This is a genomic window from Agromyces sp. NPDC029043 (assembly GCF_055564615.1).
This window is the reverse complement of record NZ_JBVHVX010000013.1, coordinates 59,241-83,457: the sequence shown is the minus strand read 5'-3', so window position 1 is coordinate 83,457 and position 24,217 is coordinate 59,241. Positions and strand designations below refer to the sequence as shown.

Annotated in this window: 21 protein-coding genes; 11 read left to right on the top strand and 10 right to left on the bottom strand. The window is 65.9% G+C overall.

Translation table 11 applies throughout. The features are described from left to right. The first annotated feature begins 33 nt into the window (after positions 1-33). Positions 34-1,431, top strand: a complete 1,398-nt coding sequence (locus tag ACZ4TW_RS15975) for a M20/M25/M40 family metallo-hydrolase (RefSeq protein WP_465544128.1) — start codon at positions 34-36, stop codon at positions 1,429-1,431. Between the two features lie 22 nt (positions 1,432-1,453). Here the strand turns inward: ACZ4TW_RS15975 and ACZ4TW_RS15970 are convergent, their stop codons facing one another. The 3 genes from ACZ4TW_RS15970 to ACZ4TW_RS15960 all read right to left on the bottom strand — a co-directional run bounded on the left by ACZ4TW_RS15970 (position 1,454) and on the right by ACZ4TW_RS15960 (position 5,225). Beyond that, a complete protein-coding gene (locus ACZ4TW_RS15970) occupies positions 1,454-2,122 on the bottom strand; it encodes a nitroreductase family protein (RefSeq protein ID WP_465544126.1) in 669 nt (222 codons plus the stop codon). A 22-nt stretch (positions 2,123-2,144) separates the two neighbouring features. Then, positions 2,145-4,097: an APC family permease gene (locus ACZ4TW_RS15965; RefSeq protein ID WP_465544124.1), complete on the bottom strand. Its 1,953-nt coding sequence runs from the start codon at positions 4,095-4,097 to the stop codon at positions 2,145-2,147. A gap of 69 nt (positions 4,098-4,166) precedes the next feature. Beyond that, positions 4,167-5,225: a DMT family transporter gene (locus ACZ4TW_RS15960; protein ID WP_465544122.1), complete on the bottom strand. Its 1,059-nt coding sequence runs from the start codon at positions 5,223-5,225 to the stop codon at positions 4,167-4,169. Positions 5,226-5,313: 88 nt separating this feature from the next. On the opposite strand from ACZ4TW_RS15960, the gene ACZ4TW_RS15955 reads away from it, so the two are divergent. After that, the gene (locus ACZ4TW_RS15955; RefSeq protein WP_465544120.1) at positions 5,314-6,267 is read left to right on the top strand and encodes a LysR family transcriptional regulator; all 954 of its coding nucleotides are present in this window, start codon (positions 5,314-5,316) and stop codon (positions 6,265-6,267) included. Here the strand turns inward: ACZ4TW_RS15955 and ACZ4TW_RS15950 are convergent. After that, a complete protein-coding gene (locus ACZ4TW_RS15950) occupies positions 6,213-6,737 on the bottom strand; it encodes a helix-turn-helix domain-containing protein (RefSeq protein WP_465544118.1) in 525 nt (174 codons plus the stop codon). The two genes, ACZ4TW_RS15955 and ACZ4TW_RS15950, sit on opposite strands and share 55 nt — an antisense overlap. Positions 6,738-6,879: 142 nt before the next feature. Here ACZ4TW_RS15950 and ACZ4TW_RS15945 point away from each other — a divergent pair, with 142 nt between their 5' ends. From ACZ4TW_RS15945 to ACZ4TW_RS15925, 5 genes are all read left to right on the top strand, one after another. Continuing rightward, positions 6,880-8,067, top strand: a complete 1,188-nt coding sequence (locus tag ACZ4TW_RS15945; protein WP_465544117.1) for a benzoate/H(+) symporter BenE family transporter — start codon at positions 6,880-6,882, stop codon at positions 8,065-8,067. Between the two features lie 220 nt (positions 8,068-8,287). Continuing rightward, complete coding sequence (locus ACZ4TW_RS15940; RefSeq protein WP_465544115.1) at positions 8,288-9,151, top strand: ABC transporter ATP-binding protein; 864 nt, start codon at positions 8,288-8,290, stop codon at positions 9,149-9,151. A 14-nt stretch (positions 9,152-9,165) separates the two neighbouring features. Next, positions 9,166-9,960: an ABC transporter permease gene (locus tag ACZ4TW_RS15935; RefSeq protein WP_465544114.1), complete on the top strand. Its 795-nt coding sequence runs from the start codon at positions 9,166-9,168 to the stop codon at positions 9,958-9,960. Between the two features lie 2 nt (positions 9,961-9,962). Then, a complete protein-coding gene (locus tag ACZ4TW_RS15930; protein WP_465544112.1) occupies positions 9,963-10,823 on the top strand; it encodes an ABC transporter permease in 861 nt (286 codons plus the stop codon). Positions 10,824-10,887: 64 nt separating this feature from the next. Then, the gene (locus tag ACZ4TW_RS15925) at positions 10,888-11,970 is read left to right on the top strand and encodes an ABC transporter substrate-binding protein (RefSeq protein ID WP_465544110.1); all 1,083 of its coding nucleotides are present in this window, start codon (positions 10,888-10,890) and stop codon (positions 11,968-11,970) included. A 61-nt stretch (positions 11,971-12,031) separates the two neighbouring features. Here ACZ4TW_RS15925 and ACZ4TW_RS15920 read toward each other — a convergent pair whose 3' ends face one another. Next, complete coding sequence (locus ACZ4TW_RS15920) at positions 12,032-13,375, bottom strand: MFS transporter (RefSeq protein ID WP_465544108.1); 1,344 nt, start codon at positions 13,373-13,375, stop codon at positions 12,032-12,034. Positions 13,376-13,545: 170 nt separating this feature from the next. On the opposite strand from ACZ4TW_RS15920, the gene ACZ4TW_RS15915 reads away from it, so the two are divergent. Beyond that, complete coding sequence (locus tag ACZ4TW_RS15915; RefSeq protein ID WP_465544106.1) at positions 13,546-14,409, top strand: DUF1295 domain-containing protein; 864 nt, start codon at positions 13,546-13,548, stop codon at positions 14,407-14,409. Then, positions 14,406-15,536, top strand: coding sequence for an FAD-dependent oxidoreductase (locus ACZ4TW_RS15910; RefSeq protein ID WP_465544104.1), 1,131 nt, complete (start codon positions 14,406-14,408; stop codon positions 15,534-15,536). Before ACZ4TW_RS15915 ends, ACZ4TW_RS15910 begins: the two co-directional genes overlap by 4 nt. 1 nt (position 15,537) lies before the next feature. On the opposite strand, the gene ACZ4TW_RS15905 is transcribed toward ACZ4TW_RS15910, so the two are convergent. The 4 genes from ACZ4TW_RS15905 to ACZ4TW_RS15890 form a co-directional block, all read right to left on the bottom strand. Next, positions 15,538-17,358, bottom strand: a complete 1,821-nt coding sequence (locus ACZ4TW_RS15905) for an MFS transporter (protein ID WP_465544102.1) — start codon at positions 17,356-17,358, stop codon at positions 15,538-15,540. Between the two features lie 226 nt (positions 17,359-17,584). Then, positions 17,585-17,719, bottom strand: a complete 135-nt coding sequence (locus tag ACZ4TW_RS15900; protein WP_465544100.1) for a hypothetical protein — start codon at positions 17,717-17,719, stop codon at positions 17,585-17,587. An 82-nt stretch (positions 17,720-17,801) separates the two neighbouring features. Continuing rightward, positions 17,802-18,077: a hypothetical protein gene (locus ACZ4TW_RS15895; RefSeq protein ID WP_465544098.1), complete on the bottom strand. Its 276-nt coding sequence runs from the start codon at positions 18,075-18,077 to the stop codon at positions 17,802-17,804. Positions 18,078-18,115: 38 nt separating this feature from the next. Further along, entirely contained in the window at positions 18,116-20,248 is a 2,133-nt protein-coding gene (locus ACZ4TW_RS15890; protein ID WP_465544096.1) for a glucose PTS transporter subunit IIA, read from the bottom strand. 30 nt (positions 20,249-20,278) lie between these two features. On the opposite strand from ACZ4TW_RS15890, the gene ACZ4TW_RS15885 reads away from it, so the two are divergent. Together ACZ4TW_RS15885 and ACZ4TW_RS15880 are read left to right on the top strand one after the other, a co-directional pair. Further along, positions 20,279-21,322: an LLM class flavin-dependent oxidoreductase gene (locus ACZ4TW_RS15885; RefSeq protein ID WP_465544094.1), complete on the top strand. Its 1,044-nt coding sequence runs from the start codon at positions 20,279-20,281 to the stop codon at positions 21,320-21,322. A 94-nt stretch (positions 21,323-21,416) separates the two neighbouring features. After that, positions 21,417-22,823, top strand: a complete 1,407-nt coding sequence (locus tag ACZ4TW_RS15880; RefSeq protein ID WP_465544092.1) for an amidohydrolase family protein — start codon at positions 21,417-21,419, stop codon at positions 22,821-22,823. On the opposite strand, the gene ACZ4TW_RS15875 is transcribed toward ACZ4TW_RS15880, so the two are convergent. Further along, positions 22,824-23,975, bottom strand: a complete 1,152-nt coding sequence (locus tag ACZ4TW_RS15875) for an ATP-grasp domain-containing protein (protein ID WP_465544090.1) — start codon at positions 23,973-23,975, stop codon at positions 22,824-22,826. Between the last annotated feature and the right edge of the window lie 242 nt (positions 23,976-24,217).

The window sequence follows — 24,217 nt, the reverse complement described above, 5'->3', positions numbered from 1 at the left end:
AACCGATGGGGGATTTCAGTGCTGCGACCGACCGTGAAGAAGCGATCAGGACTGGCCACGGGAGTGGTGACTGCGGTTGCCGCGGCCACCCTGGTGTCGGGGACGGGCGCGGCGTCGGCCAATCCGATCGCCGAGGGCTACGGCAACCTGCTCGCGCAGGGAGTCACAGCCGCGAACGTCTCCACCCACCTGCGGGCGCTGCAGTCGATTGCCGACCGCAACAACGGGAATCGCGCACTGGGCAGCACCGGCTACCTCCAGAGCCTCGACTATGTCGAGGGCCAGCTGCGGCAGGCGGGCTACTCCCCCACCCGCCAGGAGTTCACCGCCACCGTCTTCGACGTGAAGGACTACCGACTGTCCGCGGGCGGATCAACGATCGACTCGGAGATCGTGGGCTACTCGGGAGCGGCGAAGGAATTCACCGCACCGGTCAGCCAGATCGCGGCGTCGGATACGACGCCGGGCTGCCAGGTCGGCGACTTCCCGGCGAGCGCGCGCGGGTCCATCGTGGTGATCGAGCGCGGCATCTGCACCTTCGGCGACAAGGTCACCAATGCCCGTAAGGCCGGTGCCCGCGGCGTGGTGCTGGTGAACAACGAGGACGGTGAGCTGGCCGCGACCCTCGGCGAAGACGTCGTCAATCCGCTGCCGACTGTTGCCGTGACCAAGCAGACCGGGTCGCAGGTGCGGGGTTCGGGCTCGTTGACACTCGCCGTAGACGCCACGACGAAGCGCACCAAGACGTGGAACCTGATCGCCGAAACCTATGGTGGACTGCCGGATTCGGTGGTCATGCTCGGTGCACACCTCGACGGCGTGCCCGAAGGGCCGGGCATCAACGACAACGGCTCCGGCACCGCAGGCGTCCTACAGGCCGCGAAGACCATGACCGCCTTCGCTCCGGTGAAGAACAAGGTGCGCTTCGCGTTCTGGGGAGCCGAGGAGCAGGGACTCATCGGTTCCACGCACTACGTGACGACACTGCCGAAGCCGGAGTTGTCAAAGATCAAGCGCTACATCAACTTCGACATGATCGGATCACACAACGGCGGATACTTCGTCTACGACGGAGATGGATCGTCGAAGCTGGACGGTGCCTATCCCGGCCCCGCCGGGTCCGGTGACATCGAGAAGGTCCTGTACAGCTATCTGAGCGCCAAGGGCCTCAAGCCCGAGGTGTCCGGATTCGACGGCCGATCCGACTACGACGCATTCGCCCAGGCCGGAATCCCCTCCGGCGGAGCCGATTCCGGTGCCGACAAGAAGAAGACATCGGCCCAGGCCGCGAAGTGGGGCGGGCAGGTCGGCGCGATCTTCGATCCCAACTATCACACCGCGCGGGACACGTTCGGCAACGTCAACCAGAAGATCCTGGGGAACCTCGCTCCGGCGGTCGCCTATGCGGCAGGCTATTTCGCGATGAATTAGCCCGGTGGCGCCGTGGGTATGGTTACCGACTCCGCAGCGGCGGGCCGTCGAAGGTGCCGACGGTGACGAAGTCCTCGACGGCGGCTCGTCGTAGCTTCGTCAGTTGCTTGACCGGCCGACCCAACGGGATGACGGCAGCGACGGCGTGGGAATCGGGCAGACCGAGAAGGTCACGGATCGCGGGCTCCTCGGCGATCGACACCGTCGTGATGGTGCCGCCGAAGCCGCGGGACCGGGCAACGAGCAGGATGTTCCAGACGAGCGGATAGACCGACGCGCCGCTGACCACCCCGATCCGATCCAGGTTCGCGTCAAGCGATGCGACCACCGAGAGATCCACGGAGACGACGAGGACCACCGGTGCCGCCGCCAACGGTGCGACGAAGTCATCGACACAGGCCGCGGCGGCGATCTCCTCGGCGGACAGTGCGGTGGGAACGATGGTGTTCCACGGCTTTTCACCGGCAGCTCGCTGGGCGAGGTACCGGTGTGCACCAGGCTTGCCCAGCTCGGCCAGCCGATCCTTGGTCGACTGATCACGCACGACGATGACATGGCCGCCCTGACGGTTGCCACCGCTCGGCGCGAACCGCGCGACGTCGAAGATCTCGACCAGATCGGCGTCGGTGACCGGATCGTCGGTGAACTGTCGTGCGGCGAAGGTGGTGCGCATGGCGTCGTCGAGTTCCATGGGGTCCACTCTGCCCCGTGCGTCAACCCACGTGCACGTGGGGCCGCAACGTGACGTCCGGCTCGGCGCGGCGCAACACCTCCCGTGTCACCGCGGCGACCTCGCCCTCCCCGATGACAAGGAACTTGAGGAGGTTGGTGAGCGGATTGTCCTCACTCCACTCGAAGTAGACGTTCGGGATGGGGCCGGCGTCGTCGCGGATCCGCATCAACAGCGCGGCGATCGTGTTCGGGATAGCGGCCGCGTCGACCCAGAGGATCTGATATCCGCCCTCGTGGATGCGACCGTGCACCTGGAGATCGGTGGTGAACTCGGAGAAATCGGCGAGGTTGACCTCGAGGAACACGATCCGGTCGTTGTCGGGGATGTGGCTGTCGGCGCGCTGCTGCAACTCCTTCTCGAGATACTCGAACAGTGATCGATCGTGCGGATCGTGGGTGACGATGGTGATCTCGTCACCCTCGGCGGTCTCGGCGATGATCTGGCGCGCCGTGTCGTCGAAGGTGATCTCGCCGGCACGCAACTCGAATGAGCGGTTGACCCGGGACGCGAAGGAGACCACAAGGATCAACACGATGAAGAACGCCGCGACCTGGACACCCTCGGGTCGTTCGAAGACATTCGCGATGGTCGTGTAGACGAAGACCAGGGCGATCAGGGCGAATGCGGCGGTGCGCAAGCGCAATCGACGTTTGCGGACGGAGATCGTCACGGCGGTGGCCGCGGACGTCATCAGGACCAGGACGCCGGTGGCGTACGCGGCACCCTGGGCGTCCACGCTGGCGCGGAAGTAGATCGTCACCACCGCGGCGATCACCGCGAAGACCACGACGAGCGGACGGCTGGCGCGCGCCCAGTCCGGTGCCATGCCGTAGCGGGGTAGATACCGCGGGACGAGATTGAGGAGCCCGGCCATCGCCGACGCCCCGGCGAACCACAGGATGAGGATCGTCGAGACGTCGTAGACGATGCCGAACCCGGCGCCGAGGTACTCGTGGGCCAGGTAGGCGAGCGCACGGCCGTTGGCGGGGCCACCCGCCTCGAAGTCCCGCTCCGGGATGAGAATGGTGCAGGCGAGGCTGCTGGCGATGAGGAAGACGCTCATGATGAGCGCCGAGGTGGTGAGCAGTTTGTGGGCGCCGGCGATGCGTGCGCGCGGGTGGCGCTCGGTGTCGTCGGCGGCGCCCCGGATCTGGGGCATCACCGCCACGCCGGTCTCGAAACCGGACATGCCCAGTGCGAGTTTGGGAAAGACGATCAATGCGATCGCGATCATCATCCACGGGCTGCCGTGCTCGGCGGTCATCGCGTGCCGCCAGTCGACGATGAGATGCGATGCCGTCGCGATCTCCCACAGACCCACCGCGATGACGATCAGATTGAGCGTCAGATACACCGCGACCAATCCGACCGCGATGGTGATGGCCTCGGTGAAGCCGCGCAGGAAGACCGCTGCGAGCAGCGTGATGAGAATGAGCGTGATGAGGACCGGATGCCCCGACCAGCCGTGCGGCACAAAAGGATTCTCGACGAAGTGGGCGGTCGCATCGGCGGCCGACAGGGTGATGGTGATGAGGAAGTCGGTCGCGGCGAAGCCGAGGAGCACCAGGACGAAGATCTTGCCCGCCCATCTGGGCAGCAGATGCTCCAGCATGGCGATCGATCCCTCGCCGTGCGGCGACTTGCGGGCCACATACCGGTAGACCGGCAGCGCACCGAACAGGGTCAGCGCGACGAGGACGATGGTCGCGAGCGGCGCGAGCGTCCCGGCGGCGAGGGCGGCGATACCCGGTTGGTAGCCGAGCGTCGAGAAGTAGTCGACGCCGGTGAGGCACATGACCTTCCACCACGGATTGGTCTTGTGTTCATGTGACGGCACTCCGTGCGGACCCATGAGACCGGCGGGCTCCGGGGCGATATCGGCCAGGAGCCAGCGTCGCAGTCGCAACGTCGACGACGCGGAGGTGTTCGGCACCGGGTCAGCGTAATCCGGTGGCGACCGCCACGAGGGATGGACGACACCCTCACCGAGCCTGCCCGGGCGTTATGCCCGGATCGTCAGAAATCGCCCTGACCTCTGGGTTGCGGGAGTCTCGGTGGGGTGGGTGCCGGTGGAGTGGGTGTCGGTGGTCGCGTGGCCGTGGACCCGACGCCGGACCGGCAGCAGTCGTCGGCCGACCGCCACACCGGCCAGGCACAGGACGCCACCGACGATGCGGAGCGGGGTGGGCACCTCGTCCAGGAACACATAGGACATCACGATGACGATGGCCGGCACGACGAGAGTCGTCGCGGCCATCGCTCCGGCGTCGGTACGCGCGAGCGCGTAGGCCCAGGTGGTGAACGCCAGGGCCGTCGGGCCGACGCCGAGGAAAATCGCGCCGATGATCGCCGACGACGAGGCATCGGCGAGTTCACCGAGCGCAGCGGGCGCGAAGGGCAGCGTCGTGATCAGGCCGGCGATCGCCCCGAGCCACGTGGCCGTCACCGCGTCGACGGTGCGCAGAGCCACCTTCTGCAGCAGCACGCCTGCGGCGTAGAGGACCGCGGCGAGCACGCCGAGCGCGATACCGAGGCGGTCGGCGTGTGCGCCACTGCCGCCGACGGTGATCAGCACGACACCGGTGAAGGAGATCAGGATTCCGATCGTCAGCGACCGCGAAAAGCCTTCGCCCAGAAAAACTCCCGCGGCAATCGCTACCAGGATCGGCGCGATGTTCACCAACAGTGCGGCGGTCCCGGCGTCGAGATGCTGCTCGGCCCAGTTCAGCACGATGGTGTAGCCGCCGAACCACAGGGCGCCGTAGGCGAGGACGAGCCACAGCGCGCGGCCGCGCGGAAACCAGGGCCGCGGGCGGTCTACCGGTGGATTCCCATCATCCGATGGGGGTCGGATGCGACGACCGGTTCGATTCCCCGTCCGCCGGGAGATCAGCACGACGACGGTCAACGCGATGACCCCGACGAACATCCGGAGGAAGGCGAGTACCCCTGGCGAAAAGGTCGGTCCGACGCCACGGATGACGACGAATGCCGATGCCCAGAGCACGACGGTGATCGCGGCGGCCACCGTCGGCAGGTACGTGGCAGAGCGCTTGTGCATGACCATGTCTCCCAGCATCGCCAGCGTGTCAGATAAGCACAAGCGACTATTTCTTGATGTCCGTTAAGTGTCACTGTAGTTTCAGGGTATGGTCGACACTCACCGCCTCCGCGTCTTCCGAGCAGTCGTCGCCGAGGGCTCGATCAGCGGCGCGGCACGAGCCCTCGGATACACGTCGTCGGCGGTGAGCCAACACATCACCGCACTCCAGCGCGAGACCGGGCTGGTCCTGATCGAACGCCATGGCCGTGGCATCGTGCCGACCGACGCCGGCACCATCCTCGCCGCCGAATCCGACGGTATCTTCGATCAGGTCGCCCGGGTCGACGGCATCATCACCGATCTCCGACACGGCCGCGCCGGACGCATCGAGATGAGCTACTTCGCCTCCGCCGGCAGCGCCTGGATTCCACCGATCGTCGCCACGATCTGTCGCGAGTTCCCCGACCTGCGCTTGGATCTGCGCCTCGTCGAACTGAGCGAAGCATCCGCGGCCGGGCCCGATCTGGAGGTCTACGTCGAGGACGCCGCCACCACGGATCTCGGCGGCTACGACTGCCAACAGCTGATCACGGAGCCGTACTACGCTGTGGTGCACCGAGATTCGCCGCTCGCGGACTGCACCCACGTCGCGCTGGCCGAACTACGGGAGCGCTCATGGGTGGATAACGACCTCTCCCGTGGGCCATGTCGGCAGCGTGTGCTGGATGCGTGCACCGCGGCAGGTTTCACGCCGCACTTCGGCGTGCAGACCCAGGATTACCCGACCGCGATCAGCTTCGTTGCGGCCGGCGTCGGACTCACCGTGGTGCCCGAACTCGCACTCACCGATATCCCTGACGACGTCGTCGCCGTGCCGATCGTCGATCCCACGCCGACCCGGGCCGTCTGGCTACGCCGACATCATCGGGTGCGCGACAGCCACGCCGTCGACCGCATCGTCGCGATGCTCCTGGCGGCGGCGGGGCGCGACGCCCCGAGCGGCACTCAGGCCGGCGAGTCGATCGTCAGCACGGCAACGGCACCGGTGTCGCTGCGGTAGCTGTGGGCGGCATCGGAGATCCACTCGACCGACTCTCCCGCCCCCGCGGACTGTTCGGCGCCGACGACACCGGCGAGAAGCTCACCACGCACCACCCGCACATGCTCGACGACGCCTGGTCCGTGACCCGGTGACCGACTGACACCGCCCGGCCGGATCACCAACCAGAACACCTCGGTGAGCCCACCGTCGGCATGATGCTCGACGTGTAACAGCCTCGCAGACAGGAACTCTCCGTCCCCTTCTGCCCCGATGTCCTCCCCGATGAGGGCGGTGAGCGGGACACCGAGGGGACCCGCCACCGAGTAGAGCGTGTCCAGGGTCGGGTTGCGCGTGCCGGCCTCGAGCTCCGAGAGCGACCCCTTGCCGACGCCGGCGGCGCGCGCGAGGGCGGACAGACTCAGCCCACGCTCGGTGCGAATCCCGGTGATCCGTCGACCGACGTCGCGTCGTCGCTGCTGCGCATCCATCGCCCATCACCTCCGAGTCCGACGATCTGCTCCCGCGACCACACCGATGCTGCCCGCTGCGCATCCATCATGCCCCGAACTCTCCCTCTCATGACCCCTCACCGCCGTTCCGTAAACAGAACGACTCGGTTACGCTGCTCTCGTGATCACCTCCACCCGCTCCGGTCTCGGCGAACCCATCACCGCCGGAATCGTCACCGCGCTCGTCGGATTCACGTCGTCCTTCGTCGTCGTGGTGGCCGGGCTCCGCGCGGTCGGTGCCACGCCCGCGCAGGCCGCATCCGGACTGTTGGCACTGACGGCGACTTTCGCGGTCGGCATCATCGTGCTGTGCGTGCGGTATCGACGACCCATCACCTTGGCGTGGTCGACACCGGGCGCCGCCATGCTCGTCGCGGCCGGGACCTCCTATCACGCGGGATGGCCGGCGGCGGTGGGCGCGTTTCTGGTCGTGGGTGTGCTGATCCTCGCGACCGGTCTGATCCCGGCGCTCGGCGAGCTGATCGGCCGGATTCCGACGCCGCTGGCGCAGGCCATGCTCGCCGGCGTGCTGCTCGTCCTGTGTCTGGCGCCGATGAGATCACTGGCGGCACAACCGGGCCTGACGATTCCGATCCTCGCCGTGTGGTTGATCGCGATGCGCTGGCTCACCCGATGGGCGTTGCCGTTGGCGTTGGTGACCGCGCTGATCGTCATCGGCATCTGGCTTGCCGCGCACGACGTCCACCTCGGTGGGGCGCAGTGGTGGCCACAGCTGACGTGGACGACACCATCCTTCGATCCGGCGGCCGTCATCGGGATCGCCATTCCGCTCTACATCGTCACAATGGCCTCCCAGAATGTCCCCGGTGTCGCGGTGCTGAAGTCATTCGGATACGAAACACCCTGGCGGGCATCGATGTTCGTTACCGGTGCGGGGACGGTGATCGGGGCGCCGTTCGGCGGCCACGCGATCAATCTGGCCGCTCTCTCGGCCGCACTGGCCGCCGGCGACGAGGCAGGCGCGGACCGCTCGCGGCGCTGGATCGCCGGAGTGTCCGGCGGCATCTGCTACCTCATCCTGGCGGTCTTGTCGGGCGTGCTGGTGACGATCACCGCCATCGCGCCCGAAGGACTACTGGAAGCCGTTGCGGGACTGGCCCTCCTGGCAACGTTCGCCAATGCGCTACTCGGCGCCTTCACACACGAGGAGTACCGGGTGGCGGCGGCGCTGACCTTTGTGACCGCCGCGGCCGGCGTCACCTTCTGGGGAATCAGCGGTGCGTTCTGGGCGTTGGTCGTCGGTCTGGTCACCCACGGGGTTCTCCGGGCGCGACGCCCCGCTGAATAGGTGCCGACACGTCCTGGTAGACGACGACGGCGGCGAGGAGCCGTCGCCGAGCGTGCACGGGCACAGTTCGCCGACCCCGTTCGGAGCGGAGCGCCGAACTCACCGAGTCGGGGGTTACGTATCGTTAATCCGAGGGCAACATCGGCCTCCTATCGTGCTGACGCATGACCCCTGTTCTGTCAGCCACGCCCTGCGCCGGAACCATCGGGTACCGAGCACGGTGACGGAAGCGACGACCACCGGACCGGCCACCCCCGCGACCGCCCGTCCGCTGGGTACCGGTATCGACATCTCGGGCCTCACCAAGACCTTCACCACCCGGGGTGTTCGCGGAACCAAGACGGTCACCGCGCTGCAGGATGTGTCGTTGCAGACCTCCGAGGGAGCATTCCTGTCACTGCTCGGCCCCTCCGGCTGTGGCAAGTCGACGGTGTTGCGTATCCTCGCCGGCCTCGAATCCCCCAGCGCCGGAACAGCTCTCATGAACGGTCAGTCACCCGAGGATCTGCAGCGCAATCATGAACTCGGGATCGCCTTCCAGGATTCGGCGTTGCTGCCGTGGCGTTCGGTGGAATCGAACATCAAGTTGCCACTGCAGGTGGGTCGGATGCCGGCCGACGACGATCTTGTTCACGACCTCATCGAACTCGTCGGCCTCAAGGGTTTCGAGAAGGCCAAACCGGCGGTGCTCTCCGGCGGCATGCGTCAGCGTGTGTCGATCGCCCGCGCGCTGGTCGTCCGGCCGACGGCGCTGCTTCTCGACGAACCGTTCGGTGCGCTCGACGATATGACGCGTCAGCGCCTCAACATCGAGTTGCTGCGCATCTGGACCGAGAAGCCGGCCACCACGTTGATGGTCACCCACGGCATCGCCGAGGCGATCTTCCTCTCCGACATCGTCGCCGTGATGAGCCCCCGGCCGGGCCGGGTCATCGAGAACGTCACCATCGATCTACCCCGGCCCCGCGTGCCGGAGATGATGCGCACGCCGGAGTTCCACGCGATCCACGATCACCTGTCGGGTCTGTTGTTCGGCAACAAAGACGGCAACGCCACGGCCGCAGACACACCTGCCGCGCACTGATGACGACCGGGGGAATGACCGCGGCACGCGGCTTCGCGGTGGGCAAGATGGGCGCAGATCGGTGGCTCGCAGGCGTTATCGGCATCGTCGGCCTGATCGCCGTGTGGTGGATCGCCGGTGCGCTGCAGTGGTTTTCCGGCACGATCCCGACGCCCGGCGCGGTGCTGTCGACGATCAGCGAGACCGGGGCGGACTTCTACGTGCAGAACTTCTCGCAGACGATCTCCCTCGCCATTCGCGGCTACCTGTGGGGGAACGCCCTCGCCGTGCTGCTCGCCGTCCTGGTGATCGTGTTCCCGCCGGTCGAGGGTCTGGCCACCCAGTTGGCGATCCTGTCCTACTGCACACCGATCATCGCGGTCGCACCGATCATCCAGGTGGCCTTCGCCGAGGTGCAGACGATGATCGTCTTCCTCGCCGCCATCTCGGTGTTCTTCACGACGATGATCGGCACCCTGTCCGGACTGCGCTCACCACACAAATCGAGCCTGGACCTGATCAAGGTCTACGGCGGCGGACGCATCACCCAGCTGTGGCGGGTGCGCTCGGTGGCCGCGCTACCGAACACGTTGGCAGCCTTCAAGATCGCGGCACCCGCCGCGGTGCTCGGCGCGGTGCTCGGCGAGTTCCTGGCCATGCCCGACAAGGGTGCCGGGCCGGCGATGATCGTGGCGCAGCAGCGCGGCGACATCCCCCAGGTCTGGGCGATCGCCCTGATCTGCGGGGCGATCGCGGGCATCGGCTACGCCATCGTCGCAGTGATCGCGAAGTTCGCGACCCGCTGGGCGTCGGGGCAGGCGGTGGCGTGATCATGACCAGCACGGCCGTTGCCACCACACCGACCACCGGAGATCCGGTCACCGAGAACAGTGCCGACATCTCCGGATTGCTCTGGGCCATCGCACGATTCCTCGGCACGATGGTGATGTCCTTCATTCTGATCCTGGTGATCTGGTGGCTGTTCCTACTCGCCTTCCCCGACATCGGTCCGATCATCGGCCGCACTCCGGTCCAGGTGTTCCAGTACCTGTTTGTCGACGCCGGTGCCGCCGAGGCGCGGTCGATGATCCTGGACAACCTGTGGATCACCCTCAAGGACGCGGCCATCGGTTTCGTCACCGGCATGGTCGCGGCCATCCTCACCGCCGCACTGTTCGTCGTATCTCGTCCTGCCGCACAGACTTTCATGCCGATCGCGATGCTGCTGCGTTCGGTCCCGCTGGTGGCCATGACCCCGCTGATCACGCTGATCGTGGGGCGCGGTGTCGCCGTGGTCGCCGTGATGGGCGGCATCGTCGTCTACTTCCCCGCACTCGTGATGATCATGACCGGGCTACAGAACGCACCGAGACAGATCACCGACGTCATCGAGGTCTACGGCGGTGGACGCTGGACGGCGCTGCGCCGCTCGGCGATCCCCTCCGCGGTACCGTCCCTGTTCGCCGCGGCCAAGGTCTCGGTGCCCGGCGCCCTCATCGGTGCAACGGTCGCCGAGTGGCTCGGCACCAATCAGGGCCTCGGCGCCCGTCTCCAACAGACGCTCCCTGCCGCCGCCTACAACGAACTGTGGGCGTCGGTGCTGGTGATCACCGTCGCCTCGATCGTCCTCTACGCCATCGTCGGAGTCATCGAGACCATCGTGCTCAACCAGATGGGTATGGAACAGAACTGACCGCTGACCCCCGTCAACGATGACCGGCGTCGTGGGATAGCAAGTAACAGAAAGGGATTGACAGATGAGTGACACCCGCGTCCGCGCAGGGATCAGCAGGCGTAACTTTCTCCGCTATTCGATGATGGCCGGCGGTGCCGCGGGCGCCCTCGGTGTCTCGGGTGTGCTGTCGGCGTGCAGCAGCAGCAGCGATTCCGGCGGCGGCGCGGGCGCATCGTCGATGAATCCCAAGGTGCAGCTGTCCTGGCAGAAGAACATCGAGTTCGCCGGTGAGTACTTCGCACTCGAGAACGGCTACTTCGAAGAAGCCGGACTCGGCACCCCCGAGCTGCTGACCGGCGGCGGTGCCGGCACAGGCGTGGAGACCGGCCTGACATCGAACAAGGTGTGGATCGGTATGACCGCACCGCAGCTGACCGCACCGGTGATCCTGCAGGGCGCCGCACTCAAAACCGTCGCCGCCACGTTCCAAAAGAATCCGTTCTGCATCGTGTCGTCGGAATCCAAGCCCATCGCCACTCCGCAGGAGATGAAGGGTAAGAAGATCGGCGTGCAGGCGTCCAACGAGAATGTCTTCAAGGCGTTGCTCACCGCCAACAACATGACCGAGTCCGACGTCCAGAAGATCACCGTGCAGTACGACCCGACGCCGCTGACCACCGGCGAGGTCGACGGCTGGGTCAGCTACGTGACCAACGAGCCGATCACGTTGGCCGAGAGCGGTTTTGCCAACACCAACTTCCTGTTCGCCGACTTCAACCTGCCGTTGGTCGCCGAAACCCTCGTCGTCCGTCAGGACACCATCGACAAGGAGCGCGACAAGGTCAAGGCATTCCTCAAGGCCGACATCCGCGGCTGGTACGACGCCATCGCCGATCCGGCCGGCTCGGCACGCCTGGCTGCCACGAAGTACGGCAAGGATCTCGACCTCAACGAGGCCGAACAGACCAAGGAGGCGATCGCGCAGAACGGACTCATCGTCTCCGAGGACACCAAGGCCAACGGCATCCTCACCATGACCGACGAGCTCATCGCCCAGAACATCGAAGCGCTTGCGAAGGCCGGCTACGACATCAAGGCCGAGCAGATCTTCGACATGTCGCTCATCAAAGAGGTGTACGCGGAGAACCCGGGTCTGAAGAAGTAGAGAATGCCGCGACGGCCGACCAACCTTGTGGGTTGGTCGGCCGTTGCTGTTGCGGCGGGGGTCAGTTGGTGACGAGTCCCGGGGTCGTCAGCTCCGGCGTCGGATCGGTTTCCTTGCTGCGCGCCGGGACGAACATGGTGGCGGCGGCGCCGATGAGGGCGATGCCCGCGAAGAGATAGAACGCGGTGGCGCTCGAGATGCCCGCGCCGACCAGGACGCCCCCGATGACCGGGCCGAAGATGCCTCCGAGTCGGCCGAAGCCGGCGCACCACGCGACACCCGCGGCACGAGCCCGGGTCGGGTAGTAGTTGGACACGTAGCCGTAGATAAGGACCTGCGTGCCGATGGTGCCGGTTCCGGCGACCGCTACCGCGGCGAGCAGCACCGGTAGCGGGAAGCTTATGGTCAGGCAGACGAGGGCGACGGTGGCGAGGCAGAACGAGGTGGCGACGACCCGCTGCGGCCCACGACGATCCGCCAGGCGTGCGGCGATCAGACCGCCGACGATGGCGCCGCCGTTGAGGACCAGGAGAAAGGCGAGCGAACCCTTGGCGTCGAAGCCCGCGGACTTCATGATCTGTGGCAGCCAGGTGTTCAGGCCGTAGGTGAGCAGCAGTCCGACAAAGCTCATGGTGCCCAGCAGCAGCGTCGGCACGAGCAGCGGCTTGCGGGCCAGTGCGGGGAAGCCGACCTTCTCGTCGTCGACGGCGCCGGTCGGGGTGGCGGGATGCAGGTCGACCGGGATGGAGGTGCGCTCACTGATCGCGCGGGCCTCGTCGAGACGTCCGCGGGACACGAGCCACTGCGGCGACTCGGGCAGCTTCCAGATGGCCAGGGGCAGCAGCGTGATGATCGGGAGGGCGCCGATGAGAAACATCCCGCGCCAGCCGATGGCGTCGGCGAACAGCATCGCGGCGACCGCGGCCACGACACCGCCGAGCGGCACACCGCTGTAGACGACGGCGTTGAAGAGGTTCTTCTTGCTGGTCGGCGCGAACTCGGCGATCAAGGCGCCTGCGGTGGCCACGAGGCCGCCGATGCCGATGCCGGTGAGAAAGCGCAGCACACCGAAGGTGGTGAGCGTGGTGGAGAACGCGGTCGCCGCCATGAAGATCGAGAACCAGCAGACGTTGACCAGGATCATCTTGCGGCGACCCACGCGGTCACCGAAGGTGCCGGCGATGAACGCTCCGACCATGACGCCGATCAGGACGTAGGACCCGAGGGCGCCGGCCGTGCCTGCGCTGAGCTGTCCGAGCTGGGACGGGTCGTCGAGCAGGGTGGGCAGCACCGTGCCGTAGACGACGAGGTCATAGCCGTCGAAGACGAGGGCGACCGTCGTCAGCGCGACGATCCAGAGCACGCTGCGGCGATGCTCCGGTCCGGTCCAGGTGGATGGGTTCATGGGGGCTGTCTCACGTCGGGATGGTTGTAGCCCACAATCCTGCGCGACTGTGCCCGGGGTCACATCAGGTGATTGCCTAGTCCTGACCAGGGTCGGGATTGATCGATATGTCCGATTAATCGATGCCGAAGTTCCCCCTCGCACCGGATCGAGGTGACACGATCAGGCCTGTGAACCGTGCCCGATCCCTGCTGTTGATCACCGTCGCCTATCTGGTCGCCATCGCCGTGGCGTGGATGTGGCTGTGGGCGGGTCCGGATACCGGTTCCCTGCTTCTCGACACCCTGCTCGCCGACCTGATCGCCACCGCGGTGATCTTCGGATTCAGTCGTGCATACCGCAATTCGAGTGTCTACGACGCCTACTGGAGCGTGGCGCCGCCGCTGCTGTTCGTCTACTGGTGGCTGCACGCCGAGGACCCCGATGTGTTCCGTGCGGTTCTGATCGCAATCGTCGTGGCGGAGTGGTCGATTCGCCTCACATCGAACTGGCTCGTCGGATTCCCGGGACTCGACCACGAGGACTGGCGGTACGAGATGATCCGGTCCAATGCAGGCAGGGCAGCGATCCTCGCCGATCTGTTCGCGATCCACGTGATCCCGACGCTCCAGGTGTTCCTGGGCATGGTGCCGGTGTACATCGCGCTCACCACTCCCGGCCCGGGATGGGTCTGGCTCACCGTGATCGCGGGTGTGGTCGGCCTGGCCGCGGTGGCGCTGGAGGCGGTGGCCGATCGGCAGATGCGGACATTCCGCATCGACCATCCGGGACAGGTCATGGTGCGGGGCGTCTGGGCGTGGTCACGTCACCCGAACTACTTCGGTGAACTCGGGTTCTGGATCTCACTGGCCCTGTTCGGCGTGGCCGCCTCCCCGTCGGACGCGTGGTGGCTGTTCGCCGGGGCCGTGGTGATGCTGGCGATGTTCCTCGGGGCCAGCATCCCGTGGATGGAGCAACGCAGCCGAGAGCGTCGCCCCGACTACGACGAACAGACCAGGGGCATATCGGCGCTGGTTCCATGGCCGCCGCGATGAGCAAGCCGCGGATCCTCGTCGTGGGCATGGGCGACACCGGGGTTCTCACCGCGTCGCACCTCGCCCGGCGCTACCAGGTCGTCGGGGTTGCGACGACCCCCGGCCTGCTGAGTGGTCAGGAACTCGGCATGCGGCTGGCTCGTCCACAACGATGGTCGACGGACTACTGGGTGCCGTTCGAGAGTTATCGACGACTCCGAGGTGTGCGCATCGTGTCCGGGCAGGCGGTGTCGGTTGATCTCGACGACCGGAGCGTCGAGATCCGGGCGTCGGACGGATCGTCGACCCGCGAGACCTGTGACGTGCTCGTCATCGCCACCGGTGTCCGAAACGGATTCTGGCGGACCCCGACGATCCGGAGCGCCGCCGAGGTGGATGCCGCGCTCGCGGCAGCGCATCAGGCGGTGGCCGACGCGGACCGGGTGATGGTGCTCGGTGGCGGAGCCAGTGCCGTCGGTGCGGCGGCCAACATCGCCGGGCAGTGGCCGGACAAGCACGTCGACCTCTATCACCCCGGTGAGCGTCCGTTGCGCCATCACCATGCACGCGTGTGGCAGACGTTATCGGCGCGCCTCGGGCAGTTGGGGGTCCACGTTCACGCGGGATACCGCGCCCGGATCGCGGCCGAAGCCGATCGCCCGGGGCTGGACACCTCCGGTCGGCCGGTGCAGTGGGAAACGGGGCAGCCGGCAGAGACCGCGGACGTCGTGCTCTGGACGATCGGTGCGGTCACGCCCAACTCGGAGTGGTTACCGCGCGGACTCCTCACCGACGACGGCTTCGTCCGCGTCGACCCCGACCTGACGATTCCCGGGCACCCGTGGATGTTTGCCGTCGGCGACATCGCGGCGACCGACCCGTTGCGCAGTTCGGCCCGCAACCGTGCAGATCGGTTGGTGGCGCGCAACATTCGCGCGTACCTCGATGGCGGATCGTCGGGGTCGTTTCGGCCTCGCTCCACGCGTTGGGGCTCGGTCATCGGTCCGCAACCCGACGGACTCCAGGTCTTCGCACCCGACGGCCGCGCGTATCGGATACCCGCCCGCGTCGTCGATGCGGTGCTCATGCCCTGGATCGTGGGACGCGGGATCTACGGAGGGATTCGACGACGCCGCGTCGGCAGGTGACCTAGCGCGAGCGGCTCGGCGACTCGTCGACCAGTTCCGCGGGTGTCCCGACCCCGGCGTCGGCGGCGACGGCCGCGAGCTCCTGACCCACGGTCTCCCGCGGAGTCGAGAGCCGCTCCTCGACGGACTTGCGGCCGCCGGTGAACAGCGAGCAGATCGCGCCGATGACACAGCAGATCAGGGCGAAGGTGAACGCCGCGCTGAGGCCGTCGGCGAACGGATCGGAGATCAGGTGGGGGAAGAATTCGAGCCCGGTGAGGTGATCGATGCTCTGCTGCGGCATCCCGGCCAACGCCTGACCGCCGACCTGCTGAATCGGGTTATAGCCCAGGAACGCGGCGAACAGGATGCCGACCGTCGGCAGCGAGGCGATGCCGTGCGCGGCGTCGTGATTCATCCCCGCAGCCGACAATCCGTCGTACATGGCGGTGGGCAGATTCTCGCTGAGCCCGGCGATCATCAACGAGAAGAACAGTCCGATGGACAGCACCATCGAGGCGTTCTGGAAGGTCGTCATCATCCCGGCGCCGGACCCGCGAGAGGTGATTGGCAACGAGTTCATCACCTCCGCGCGGTTCGGAGATGCGAAGAGCCCCATGCCGATTCCGTTGATCAGCAGGATCGTTGCGAATACCGGATAGGCGAAGTCGACGGGGATCGCGATGAGTCCCACGAAACTGCCCGCCGTGATCAACATGCCGAGCGTGGTGAACCAGCGGGTCCCGAGCCGGTCGCTCAGCGCTCCGGAGACCGGCGCGACGATCAGGAAACCCACCGTCATCGGCAGCATGTAGATGCCCGCCCACAGTGGTGTCTGCGAATAGTCGTAACCGTGCTGCGGCAGCCAGATGCCCTGCAACCAGATGATCAGGATGAACTGCAGACCGCCGCGCCCGATGGAGGCCATGAAGTTGGCGGCATTACCGAAGGCAAAGGACCGGTTGCGGAACAGGGAGAGTTCGAACAGCGGACTGGGCACCCGGGTCTCGACGACCATGAACACCGCGAGCAGCAGCCCGCCACCGATGAGGGCGGTCAGCACCCACGGGTTGCCCCAACCCATGTTCGACGTGCCGTAGGGCTGGATGCCGTAGGTGATACCCACCAGGATCGCGACCAGGCCGATCGCGAACGTCAGGTTGCCCCACCAGTCCATCCGAGCGGGTCGTCGTTCACCCACGTCGTGCAACTTGAGGTAGGCCCAGACGGTACCGAGCAGGCCGAACGGGACCGACACCAGGAAGATGTAGTGCCACTGGATGGGCGCCAACAAGCCACCGATCAGGAGGCCAAGGAAGGAGCCGGCGATGGCCGCCACACCGTTGATGCCCATCGCGAGTCCACGCTGATCGGCCGGGAACGCGTCGGTGAGGATCGCCGAACTGTTCGCCATCAGGAACGCGCCGCCGACGCCCTGGACGATGCGCCAGAAGATCAGCCAGATGGCCGCTTCGGTGCCGTCGAACCAGGTGATCGCCAGAAAAATCGACGACACGGTGAAGATCGCGAAGCCCATGTTGTACATGCGCGCGCGGCCGTACATATCGCCGAGGCGACCGAACGAGACGACCAGGACCGCCGTGACGACGAGGAAGCCCATCATCAGCCACAGGAGGTAGCTGGTGTTGGACGGATCCAGCGGGTTGACGCCGATCCCCTTGAAGATGTCGGGCAGCGCGATGAGCACGATCGACGAATTGATCGTGGCGATGAGCATGCCGAGCGTCGTGTTCGACAGTGCGACCCACTTGTAGCGGGGTCCGAGTTGATCGAGCGACCGCTGGCGCGTGCCGCCCGATGATGCGGTGACTGAGGTGGACATGGATGACACCCTCCGTGAACGGCCGCCGCGACGCGAGGCTCCCTGGCCCGGACGGTGCTCGCCCCAGGCTTACTTAGGTCAGAAATATTTCGACTCGCTAAGTAACTCGGCCAAGATTACGCCCGACGAGGCATGCAATCGAATCGGACAAAGGGACGTCGGAGCGGCCCGCGAGGTGGCTGGACGGGCTCGCTCCGGCGTGGTCGGGATTCTCGGTTCGGTGCGGTCAGGCGATCGCATTCGGCGGCGCCAACTGCGGGCCCAACCCTTCACGCGCCGCGATCCACCCGTCGTGATCCCACTGTTCGGTGGCGCGGCGTCCGGCACGGTAATCCCACTGGGCCTCGCGCTCGATCTCCACGATCGAGCCGCCGGGGCCGACGGTGACCCAGTTGTAGGTGCCGTTGCGGTGCGCGAACTTCGCCCAGCAGACCTCGATGACCTCATCCCGACCGTCCGCACCGCGCCACGGAGACCACTTCTCCGCCGAGATCCCGCTCGGCGGTCGGCTGCCAGCGCAGCACCTCCACATCCTCGCCGTTGCGAGGAACTTCTCTGTCCCACACCAGGTCCCAGTCAGCGGGTACCTGGAGGGCGGGGTCGGCGATACCGCCTTGCGGTATCAGACGGCTGGTAACCGCCTCCACAACAACCGCCTCCACAACAACCGCCTCCACAACAACGTAGCGCCGACCCGCGAGTACACGGGTCGGCGCCACGAGGTGATCAGACGTCCGCGAAAGCAGGCGTCTGGCGATTACGGCTTGGCCTTTGCCTCCACGGCGATGACCGGCGTGCCGAACTCCACCGCGCCGTCGGCGATCTTGGTGACCGACGCGAACTTCTTGGTGTTCATGATGACCACCGGGGTGATCGGCGAGTAGCCCGCCGCCTCGATCTTGGCGCGGTCGAAGGTGACGAGCGGCGTGCCCGCCTCCACCTTCTGACCGGCCTTGACGAAAACGTCGAAGCCGTCGCCGTTCATCTGCACGGTGTCGATGCCGACGTGGATGAGTAACTCGATGCCACCGTCGAGGACCAACCCGAAGGCATGTCCGGTCGGCTGAGCGGCCACCACCATGCCCTTGGCCGGGGCGAACACCGTCTCGCCCGACGGATCGATCGCGACACCTCCGCCCATCGTCCCGCCGGCAAACACCGGATCGGGGACATCGGACAGGGGTAGCACCGTGCCGTCGAGCGGTGCGGCGATCTGGGTGATCACCCCACTTCCCGCCGCAGGGGCTGCCGTGTCGGCGGCCGTCGCGGTGGCGGTCGCGGCCGCAGCGGGTGCTGCCACCGCCGTGGCGGCTCCGGCACCCGATCCCACACCTGCGCCGCCGGGGGCACCCGGGATCTGCTGATCGCCGTCGAGATCGAGAACCTCCGGCGTGGTACCCGCCGCCGCCGCGGCGGCGCGTTCGGCCTCGAACTCGGCCTGCTGCTCCGGCGTGCGGTAGCCGGACAGCACCACCAGGATCATCGCCGTGAAGAACGCCGCGGCCACGGCGATCATGTACAGGAAGACGTTGTCGAACGCGGGAATCGTCAGCAGTGAGGTGAACACGAACGCATTGGTCGTGACGCCGCCGCCGATGCCGATGATGAGGCCACCGATGAAGCAGCCGACCAACATTCGTGGATAGATTCGTTTGAATCTCAGATGGATGCCGTAGAGAGACGGCTCGGAGATACCGCCGAGCAGACCGGCCGCGAGCGCGCCGGTCGCCGTCTGTCTCATCTGCGAATCACGCTCCCGCCAGGCGATCAGCAGGACACCCGCGGTGGCGCCGAAGCAGGCGAAGTTCCACGCGCCCATGGGGCCCTGGATGAAGTCATAGCCCAAGGTCTGGATGTTGATCAGCATGATCGCGTTGATCGGCCAGTGCAGACCCAACGGCACCATGAACGGATACGCCAATGGAATGACGATCGCGAAGATGAATGGCGAGAAGTCGTTGATCGACTTGAGTACATCGCCGAGACCGGCACCCACGTAGACGCCGATCGGTCCGATGATGAAGGCCGTCAACGGGATCATGATCAACATCGCGAAGAACGGCACGAAGATCAGATGGACGTTCTCGGGGATCAGTTTCTTCAGGTACTTGTACAGCGGCCCGAGGACTGCGGCCATCAGCAACGGCGGGAACACCTGACTGCTGTAGTCGTTGAGCGTCAACGGGATTCCGAAGATATCGATCGTGCTCACGTCGAACCCGGCGACGGTGCCCTTGTTGACGCCCGGGGCGTCGGCGAGGGCGGTATATCCCGGGAGCATCAGGACCGCCATGATCGCGAAGCCCACCCAGGGGTCGGCCCCGAGTTTCTTCGAGGCATTGTAGGCGATCATCAACGGCAGGAAGACGAACACACACTGCCAGCACAGGTTGATGAACGCCCACGACGGCTCCAGCGTCACGCCCGGCGTGTTCCACGACGGGATGACGTCCAGGGTCGCCATCAACGACATGAACGTGATGAACAGCGACGCGCCGAGCAGGGCACCGAGGATCGGGCGGAACGAGTCGGACAGGTACTCGAACAGCGAGTCGAGCCAGGCGTTCTTGCCGCGCGGACCCTTGGCACGCTCGGCGGCCTTGATCGACGCCGCATCGGTGGGCGGCTTCGCTCCACCGCCGGCCATCACGGGCAGCGCCATGATGTCGTTGTAGACGTCTTGCACGCCGCCGCCGATGACGACCTGATAGCGGTTGCCACTCTGAGAAACGGCGCCGAGCACTCCGTCGATCCCCTCGACCTTCGCTTTGTCGATGCCGGAATTGTCGGATAACTGGAATCTCAACCGCGTGGCGCAGTGAGTAAGGCTTTCGATGTTGCCGGCGCCGCCCACACTCTCGACGATTTCGGCTGCATTCTTAGCAGACATGGTTCTCCTTCGTGGATTCCACCAGTTCGGATGCTATTACCGCTGAGGTCGCTTGGTGGGCAAACGGCAACAGAAGGTCGCCGGATCGGTACCCAATCTTGTCCGAGAGTCGTGAATCGCTTGCCCGGCAGCAGGAAGTGGGCCTGTGCTGCCGGCGCGATCACCTTTAGGATCGTGGCCGTGCGGATCGGAATGACCTTGCCGGTGATGGAACCCGACGTCGATCTCGGCGTGCTGCGGACCTGGTCCAAAGCCATTGATACCGGTCCGTTTTCCTCGTTGTGCTGGGGTGAACGCGTCGCGTTCGGCAACCCCGATTCGACGACGCTGCTCGGTGCGGTCGCAGCATGGACCGAGCGCGTGCGGTTGGTGACGACCGTCGTCGTGCCGCAATTACACGATCCGACGATGCTCGCCAAAGCCCTGGCGACCGGCGACGTGCTGTCCGGCGGCCGCTTATCGGTGGGCGTCGGCATCGGCGGCCGCGCCGAGGACTACGCATCCGCTGGAGCGGACACCGCCACGCAGACGATTGCCGGACTCATCGAACGTGTCGACACGATGCGCTCGATCTGGGCCGGCCACAAACTCGTCGACTCCGTGCTCCCTGTGGGGCCGGCACCGGTACAACCCGGTGGTCCTCCCCTGTTGATCGGGAGCATCGGTCCGCGGACGATCCGCAGTGCGGCCCGATGGGCGGACGGATTGTGCGGCGTCACGCTCGATCTGGATCTCGCGCGGCAGGCCGAACTCTTCGACGTCGCGCGAGACGCGTGGACGCGGGCCCACCGAGCAACGCCACACCTGTCGACGTCGTTCTGGTACGCCATCGGCGACTCGGCACCCGCCCGCACACAGATCCACCGCCACCTTCGGCACTACATGAACTGGCTGCCCGCCGACCTCGTCGACGCGATGGCACCGACCACCGGATGGTCAGGCAGCGAGGACGAACTCGTCGAGGTTCTCACCGGTTTCGCCGAGATCGGCACGGACGAGGTCGTGCTCATCCCCACGTCGTCGGATATTGGACAGTTGGACGCGGCGGCGCGGGTCGCCGCGCGTTTCGCCTGACCCGCCGTCTGCGGTCGACGTCGTCCTCGACCACCGTCACGACCAGCCCGCGCTCGCCGCGCCGTAACGCCCATCCTGTGCTTGTGTGGGGTGGGTGACCACCGTTCATCTGGGCCATGTCATCCACATCGCCGGTGCCCCGGACGTCGGCGGCGCGAGCGACGCGCTCGTGTCGCTGCCCGACGGCGCCCTTGCCTACGACGACGCGGGTGTCATCGTGTTCTGCGGCGATCGACGGGATCTCCCCGAGTTCGAGCCGCCGGCCACCGTCGTCGATCACCCCGACGCCTACCTGATCCCGGGTTTCGTGGACACCCATATCCACTTCCCGCAAACCTACTCCCTCTCCGCCTATGGCGGCGGGCAACTCCTCGAGTGGCTCGACACCTGCATATTTCCCGCCGAAGCCCGGCTCGCGGATCCCGCTTTCGCCCGAAAGATCGCTCGCGACTTCACCATTCACCGCATCGCCGCGGGCACGACGGCTGCGATGGTGTTCGGTTCCGCGTTCCCGGTGGCCCAGGACGCGTTGTTCACCGAGACCGTTGCCGCGGGGCTGCGCATCGTCAGCGGACGCGGCATCCAGACCGTCGGACCGGAGACGGCGTCCGCATTGATCACCTCGGAGAACGAAGCACTACGGCTGACCACAGAGGAGATCGAACGGTGGCACGGCGCCGACACCGGGGATCCGGCCACCTCACTGCTCCATGTCGCACTGGTCCCGCGGTTCACCCTGTCGGTCACCACGCAGACCCTGCGCGCGCTCGGTGAGCTCTACGCCGACGTCGCGGCGTGCGGAGTCTACGTCCACTCGCATCTGAACGAGAACAACCGGCCGGGAACCGGCGAGATCGACGTCGTCAAACAGATCTTCGAGGTCGACTCCTACCTCGACACCTACGACGGCAAGTTCCTGCCCGGGTCGTCGACCGGAGGGCCGAGCCTGCTGGGACGCCGCACGATCATGGCGCATGCGGTGCACTGCACCGACGCCGAGTTGGCGCGCATGGCCGAGACCGGGACCTCCATCTCGCATTGCCCGATATCCCAACAGTTCCTCGGGTCGGGAACGATGCCGTGGCTGCGGACCATCGGTTCCGGCGTCACCGTTGCCGCGGGTACCGATGTCGGCGCCGGCGACGAGTGGCTGATCTCGCGGGTGCTGGCGAATGCATTCAAAGTGCACATTTCCGAACCCGGGGACGAGGGTGTGTCGATCCATCCGGCCGAACTACTGTTCACCGGAACGCTCGCCGGCGCGCGCGCTCTCGACATGGAGGACCGCTTCGGCAACTTCGACGTCGGCAAAGAGGCGGACTTCCTGGTGATCGAACCCGACCGCTGGCCGCCGATGAAACGATTGATGGACAACGGAATCCGCTCCGACGACCCGGCAACCGCACTCGAGCAGACGGTGTTCACCTTGCTGATGGCATTGCGTCAACCTGCGATCAGCGAGGTGTACGTGCGGGGCAGACGAGCCCGGGTCGAGGACTGATCACGGCCCGACGTCGACGCGATGCCCGTCCCACTCGTGATCATGCATGAAACCCTCGGCAAGACCCACTCGGTAGCGTAAACAACTGCGCAGGATGCCGGCGTAGGCGATCGGTAACAGCGCCAACGGCTTTCGGTCCGTCGAATCCCCGATGACGTCGTCGGAGTGACGGAAGTCCCGGGAGAACTCACGCAGCGTGCGGCCGTTCAACGAATCCCGGCGCCACCCGTAGAGCAGCATGCCCAACCCGATCATCCGATCGACGTCGGGTTTGGGTGTGATCAATTCGGTGTTCGTCCCGAAGAATGCGCGGTCGATGTGGTCGTCGGTGTCGAACATCATGATGCCGCTGGTGGCACGCGGATTGCACTCGATGCTCACGAGGCCCCGCTCCGGGTCGTCGAAGAAGTCGAAGCCGATCTGCCCGGTGAAACCGATGTCCGCGACGAGATCGGTGACCCAGCGGAGGATGCCCGGATGATCGACGGATTGGAAACGCAGACAAGAACTCCCGTCGATCGCGTACCCCACCGGATAGGTGGCGTGGGCGAAGATCTCGCCGTCACGGCAGATCGAATAGGTGCAGTACTTGTCGCCGGACGCCCACTGCTGCGCGAACCACGGATTGTCGTCGAACTCCAGCCAACTCAGGTCATCACCCGGATAAACCTTGTGCACCTTCTGCGAACCCCGCGAGTAGACCTGCTTGATCGCGAACGGAGTGGTGAAGCGAAGCGAGGCGATATCCGCGGGTGATGCGATCTCCGCGAAATCCAGTGTGGGAATACCCTTTTCGGTGAGTAACTGCTGAAACTCGTACTTCTGATGGAGCTGATTCTCGACGTCGAAGGCGGAGAGGAAGAGTTCGCAGGATTCAGGGAACAAACCGGAGAGCATCGACAGGATGTCGGTTTCCTCATGAATCGGGATCACCATGTCGACGTCGTCCTCGGTGACGATCTCCACGAGTCGTCGGCAGTAGGCGACGGGCTCGAACTTCGGCGGTGGCACGGTGTAGAACGCGTCCGCGGCGCGCGAAAACCGGGTGACACCGATCGGGATGCTGTCCACAATGGTCACGCGGTGACCGGCCGCCGACATCAGTCGCGCGAGATTCAGCGTCAGGAAGGATCGGCCGAACGTGATCAGCACATGTCTGCGTTCTGATCTGCTCACCCGAGCGAGTGTAGGCCGACGCCGACAGCGATGAATTCGACGGGGTCGCCGAGTCGGTCACATCATGACCGGGAATAGCATTCACTCAGCCGGCGTTCAGGTTTGCGGGTATCGGCGGGGGTCCCGATGTATGTACGAAGCGGCATGCGATGCGTCGTCGTCGCGTGATAGGGCTTTGACCAGCTAGTTCTGGTACCGCCTGCTCTCGAAAGGTGTGT

Bases quoted from the DNA above. Each gene is read 5' to 3' on its own strand.
- ACZ4TW_RS15970 (WP_465544126.1), bottom strand. From the start codon at position 2,122: ATGGAACTCGACGACGCCATGCGCACCACCTTCGCCGCACGACAGTTC.
- ACZ4TW_RS15960 (WP_465544122.1), bottom strand. From the start codon at position 5,225: ATGCACAAGCGCTCTGCCACGTACCTGCCGACGGTGGCCGCCGCGATC.
- ACZ4TW_RS15955 (WP_465544120.1), top strand. From the start codon at position 5,314: ATGGTCGACACTCACCGCCTCCGCGTCTTCCGAGCAGTCGTCGCCGAG.
- ACZ4TW_RS15950 (WP_465544118.1), bottom strand. From the start codon at position 6,737: ATGGATGCGCAGCAGCGACGACGCGACGTCGGTCGACGGATCACCGGG.
- ACZ4TW_RS15935 (WP_465544114.1), top strand. From the start codon at position 9,166: ATGACCGCGGCACGCGGCTTCGCGGTGGGCAAGATGGGCGCAGATCGG.
- ACZ4TW_RS15930 (WP_465544112.1), top strand. From the start codon at position 9,963: ATGACCAGCACGGCCGTTGCCACCACACCGACCACCGGAGATCCGGTC.
- ACZ4TW_RS15925 (WP_465544110.1), top strand. From the start codon at position 10,888: ATGAGTGACACCCGCGTCCGCGCAGGGATCAGCAGGCGTAACTTTCTC.
- ACZ4TW_RS15920 (WP_465544108.1), bottom strand. From the start codon at position 13,375: ATGAACCCATCCACCTGGACCGGACCGGAGCATCGCCGCAGCGTGCTC.
- ACZ4TW_RS15910 (WP_465544104.1), top strand. From the start codon at position 14,406: ATGAGCAAGCCGCGGATCCTCGTCGTGGGCATGGGCGACACCGGGGTT.
- ACZ4TW_RS15905 (WP_465544102.1), bottom strand. From the start codon at position 17,358: ATGTCCACCTCAGTCACCGCATCATCGGGCGGCACGCGCCAGCGGTCG.
- ACZ4TW_RS15890 (WP_465544096.1), bottom strand. From the start codon at position 20,248: ATGTCTGCTAAGAATGCAGCCGAAATCGTCGAGAGTGTGGGCGGCGCC.
- ACZ4TW_RS15885 (WP_465544094.1), top strand. From the start codon at position 20,279: ATGCTATTACCGCTGAGGTCGCTTGGTGGGCAAACGGCAACAGAAGGT.